Origin of the sequence: Phytohabitans maris (assembly GCF_031085175.1) — a bacterium.
Lineage (GTDB): Bacteria > Actinomycetota > Actinomycetes > Mycobacteriales > Micromonosporaceae > Phytohabitans > Phytohabitans maris.
On sequence record NZ_JAVHUY010000093.1, the window covers coordinates 1 to 4,626 of the forward strand.

General features: G+C 68.2%; 4 protein-coding genes. All 4 read right to left on the reverse strand.

Features of this window, described 5'->3' with window-relative positions:
• Nucleotides 1-15 precede the first annotated feature (15 nt).
• Nucleotides 16-1,680, reverse strand: a complete 1,665-nt coding sequence (locus RB614_RS44100; protein WP_308711885.1) for an ISAzo13 family transposase — start codon at nt 1,678-1,680, stop codon at nt 16-18.
• 421 nt (nt 1,681-2,101) lie between these two features.
• Nucleotides 2,102-3,181 carry a Gfo/Idh/MocA family protein gene (locus RB614_RS44105; RefSeq protein WP_308718681.1) on the reverse strand — a complete coding sequence of 360 codons (1,080 nt, stop codon included), beginning with the start codon at nt 3,179-3,181 and terminating at the stop codon, nt 2,102-2,104.
• A complete protein-coding gene (locus tag RB614_RS44110) occupies nt 3,178-3,603 on the reverse strand; it encodes a zinc-binding dehydrogenase (RefSeq protein ID WP_308718682.1) in 426 nt (141 codons plus the stop codon). Before RB614_RS44110 ends, RB614_RS44105 begins: the two co-directional genes overlap by 4 nt.
• A 7-nt stretch (nt 3,604-3,610) precedes the next feature.
• Complete coding sequence (locus tag RB614_RS44115) at nt 3,611-4,504, reverse strand: IS5 family transposase (RefSeq protein WP_308714812.1); 894 nt, start codon at nt 4,502-4,504, stop codon at nt 3,611-3,613.
• Nucleotides 4,505-4,626 lie beyond the last annotated feature (122 nt).

A 4,626-nucleotide genomic window follows, 5' to 3' on the forward strand; every position in this document is an offset into this window, starting at 1 on the left:
AGGGATCGCAGATAATCAACTCGCAGGCTCTGTCTGTTCTGTAATGGTTTGCAACAGGTGGGTCAGGGTGGTCGGTTCCGGCATGGGTGCGATCGTGGTTCCGTGCAGTTTCAGCAAGGGCTGGATTTCGTTGATGGCTCGGCGGATGGTGTGGCGGCTGGTGGTGAACATCGCCGCCAGGGTCGGCTCAGGCAGTTGCAGGCGTAGGTGCAGGATCGTGGCCAAGACCTGGTCGGGCAAGGTGAATCGGGGTGGCCGGCCGGACCTTGGCGCGTGGGTGCGTTTGCCTTGCTGTTGGGCGAGGCGGGCGGCCTGCTCGTGTCGGGCGTCGCGGTGGGTTTGGCGCAGCTCGTCGAGGTCGGTGGTCAGCTGTTGGAGGTCCTGTGTGGACAGTCCGGTCAGCAGCGGATCTGATAGCAGGGCTGGGTCGGGCGCCGGACGGTCGGGCTGGTGGGCGGCGTCCCCGATCGTTGGTTGCGGGTGCAGGGTGTAGTTCCAGTCGCCGTGGAAGGCGTGTCTGGCGATCGGCACGGCGGCCATGTCGGCGTCGCTGACCTCGACGCCGGTCGGGTACTGGCCGGTGTCCAGTTCGGCGTGCACGCGTAGCCCGGTGCGGGTGGTCGTGGCGGCGATGGATTGCACGACGACCTCGTGGCTTTCCAGGGGCCGGCCGCGCCAGTTCATTGTGATGTGGCTGAAGAGCCGGTGCTCGACCTTGTTCCACTTCGAGGTGCCGGGTGGGAAGTGGCAGACGGTGACCCGCAGCCCGGTCTGTGCGGCGAACGCGGCCAACTCGGTCTTCCAGGCCCGGGTGCGGTAGCCGTTGGACCCGCCCGCGTCCGCGGTGATCAGCAGCCGCCCGGCGGTCGGGTAGTCGGCGCGACCGATCGCGTTCCACCAGCGGCGGATCGACTCGACCGCGAACGCGGCGGTGTCGTGATCGGTGCCGACGTTGACCCAACCGGCGTCAGCGGCCAGATCGTAGACGCCGTAGGGCACGACCTTGCCCAGGCTGTCGCTGGGAAAGTCGTGCGTGCGCGTGGCGACCGGTTCGCCCTTGGGCCGCCACTGCCGGCCCGGGTTGCTGAACTGCCCGACGAGTTCCTTCTTCTTGGTGTCCACGCTGATGACCGGATCTCCAGCGTCCTGATAGTTCTTGACCTGGTCGTTGATGTAGCGGAACTGGGCGTCCCGGTCCGGGTGCCGCTTGCCCTCGATGGTCTTGGTCGGGGCCTGCAGGCTGAATCCCTCCGCCCGCAGCAGGTCAGCGACAGTGTCCGCGCCGATGCGGTGGCCCTGCCGGGTCAACTCCTCGGCCAGTCGGCGGGTGGATTTCGTCGTCCACCGCAGCGGCGACATCGGATCGCCCCGCTCGTCCGGCTCGACCAACGCCAGCAACGCCGCGCGCAGCTCAGGATCCAACTCGACTAGCCGCTTCCGACCACCGCCAGGCCGACGCGTGCGACCCAACGGCTGACCGCCAGCGTCTAGATCGGACACTCCACGAGCCACCGTGTTCTCGGCCACCCCGGCAGCCCGCGCCACCGCCCGGATCCCGCCATACCCCAACGCGCGAGCCTCGGCAGCCATCAACAACCGACGCTGCCGCTCATCCAAATGCGGAAACAGCACCCGAAACTTCCCCGCCAACACCAACTCGGTCTCCACCGTCACGGCCATACCACATCAGACACCCGCACGAAGCAGAAACGCTAGTTATTCTTCGGTGATCCCCAAGGTTGCGCGCAAATGTCCCATGCAGCGAAGGCTGCTGGGAAGCGGACTATGAACTCAGCGGTTCAGGGGGCTGACGGCGTGACCGAAAGCCCCCACCTTGGATGCCTCAGGGCTCGACATGCTGCAGACACTACTCACACCCACCGGTCATCGCGCAACCAGGTTCCCGCCTGGGGCGAGTGTCGTCAACCTCGTGGCCCGCAACACGCGTTGCTCGACTCCGCGATCGTTGCGGCGAGGCCGAGGGGCATGACGCGGTGGTGTGCCGTGCTCGACCGGCGCCTGGCGGCGGGGCTGTGGTTGAATCTCGCCGCGCCGCATCCGCCGGACGCCATCGGCGACGCGGTCCCGCCGGCGCGAGATCTCAAGACGGTCGTGTGGCTGACCCGGTGGTCAGCAGCTCCCGTTGCAGCGCGTCGAGGAGCGACACCGCCGGCAGGTCGGGAACGCTGAGCTCGGCGATCCGGACGGGACGCCGGTGCAAGGCGCTGAGATACATCGCTTGGATGGTGGCGAACTCCGTGAGTGCCGCGGCCAGGCGGGTCGCCGGCGGGGCGGCATCGTCGCAGAGCCATCCGCACAGCGACTCCACCAGGGCTGCCTGGCCGGCGCGGTCCTCGGTTTGGTAGTCGTGGTCGGCCACGACGAGGCCGCCCGGTGAGCAGGCTCGCCATCCCCACATCGTCCACTCGGCGTTACCGCGGGTGCCGACGACCGCGACCCGCTTGTGGTGGTGGCGTTCGCGTGCCCGGGTTGAGCGTACGTGCGGTGCGACCGCGCCGCAGCGGAACAGGCCGGTGCTGCCGTTCTCGAATTCGATCGTCGCCAGGCAGGACCCGGGTGCGCGATGCCCACGGCCGTCGTCGGTCAGCTCTTCGACGCCGCCGACCTGTGCGAACACCGTGGCGGGCGAGCCGCCGACGGCCGTGATCGCCTGCAGAACATGCGTTCCCTGGTAGGCGACCGTATGGCGGGCGGAGCCGTCGACGCACTCGATGTCGCCGAAGGCCCCGGCGCGTGTCATGTCGTGGAGCCGTTTTCGTGCGGGATGGAAGTGCAGCTGATGGTTGACGACGATCTTCATCGGTGTCTCGGTGGCGAAGCGTCGCAGCCAGGCCAGGTCGTCGATGTCGACGCCGACCGGCTTCTCCAGGACCACCCCGGCGACGCCCGCTGTCTCACAGTCCTCGAGTAGCTCACGCCGCGCTGTCGGTGGCGTGTTGAGGTGCACGATGTCGGGGCGCTGGGTGTGCAGCATGTCGCGGTGGTCCCGGTAGGCGGCCGGGATGCGCCAGCGATCGGCGAACGCTTCCGCGGCACCCGGGGTCCGTGACGATACGGCGACGAGACTGGCGGAGCTCACCAGCGCATAGGCGGCGGCGTGCTCTGCCGCGCGGCGGGCGTTGGCGCCGATCAATACGCTCTTGAACGTTGGCTGGCTCATGGGCGGATGATGACCTTGCCGCAGTCTCGACCGCGTTGAAGTGTCCACGCTTCGCCGATCGCATGGAGCGGGAAGCGGTGCGTGATCAGGCGTCGGGAGAGGTCGGGGTGCGCGGCGATCTGCTCGAAGAGGCGCCCTGTCGATCCGGTGTTGTAGTGCCAGCAGCCGATCAGGGAGATGCCGCGGAAGATCAGGTCTTGGCTGACCCGGATCACGGTCTCGTGGTAGGAGTTGCCGACGAACGCGACCGTTCCCCGGCGCGCGACCGCGTCGATGGCCAGGCGCTGTGCCGCGGCCGCCCCCGAGCATTCGATGACCACCCGGGGCAGCTCGCCGTGGCAGGCGTCCCGGACGGCGTCGACTCCATCGTCCGGGTGCAGCACGGTTTCGGCACCCAGGTCGAGCGCTAGGGCCTGTACCAAAGTCGGTTTAGAGCCATTCGTTGATTGCGGCGATGTGCACGGTGGCTTCGTAGCGGACGGCTAGCTTGTCGTATCTGGTGGCCACGGCTCGGTTGCGTTTGAGCCGGTTGATGCCGCATTCCACGGCGTGGCGCTGCTTGTAGGTCTCGGGGTCGAAGGTTGGTGGCCGGCCGCCCTTGGCCCCGAGCTTGCGCCGGTTGGCGTCCTGGTCGGCCTTGGACGGGATGGTCGCCTTGATTCCGCGTCGGCGTAGGTAGCGGCGGGTGCCCTTGCTGGTGTACGCCTTGTCCGCCAGGGCCCGGTCCGGGCGGGTCCGGGGTCGGCCGCCGCCCAGCCGGGGTACCCGGATCCCCTCAAGCACCGCGATGAACTGCGGGTTGTCCCCGCGTTGCCCGGCGGTCAGCACGATCGACAGTGGCTTCTGGCCCTGCTCGCAGCCCAGGTGCAGCTTCGTGGTCAGCCCGCCGCGGGAGCGGCCCAACGCGTGGTCGGCCGGCTCATCGCGTACCCCGCCGGGCGGTTCGGCCTGCGCAGCTGCGTTCTTACGCGCCCCGGCGGCGTGCTGATGCGCACGGGCTACCGTCGAGTCGACCGAGACATCCCAGACGATCCGGCCGGCCGCGTCCGCCATGGCCTGCAGCGTGCTCAGGATCAGGGCCCAGGTTCCGGCGCGTTGCCAGCGTCGGAACAGGTTGTAGGCAGCCACCCACGACCCGTAGTACTCCGGCATGTCTCGCCAGGGCGTGCCAGCCCGGGTCCGCCACCGGATCCCGTCAATGAGCTGCCGTTTGGTCCATATCGGCGGCCGTCCGGCCTTCTTCGGCGTCGGCAGCAACGGCGCCAGCACCGCCCACTGCGCGTCGGTCAGGTCGTGCCGCCTCGTCACCGCTACAGTGGCCACGAGGTCTCCGTATAGATGGTCTTCTTGGTCGAAAACTCATCTACCGGAGACCTCGCTATCTACCGGTCCTGACACGCCGAAATTCCCAAACCGTCACCGACCGACTTTGGTACGCGGCCTAG

Coding starts and splice junctions, on each gene's coding strand:
- RB614_RS44100 (WP_308711885.1), bottom strand. CDS start 1,680: ATGGCCGTGACGGTGGAGACCGAGTTGGTGTTGGCGGGGAAGTTTCGG.
- RB614_RS44105 (WP_308718681.1), bottom strand. CDS start 3,181: ATGAGCCAGCCAACGTTCAAGAGCGTATTGATCGGCGCCAACGCCCGC.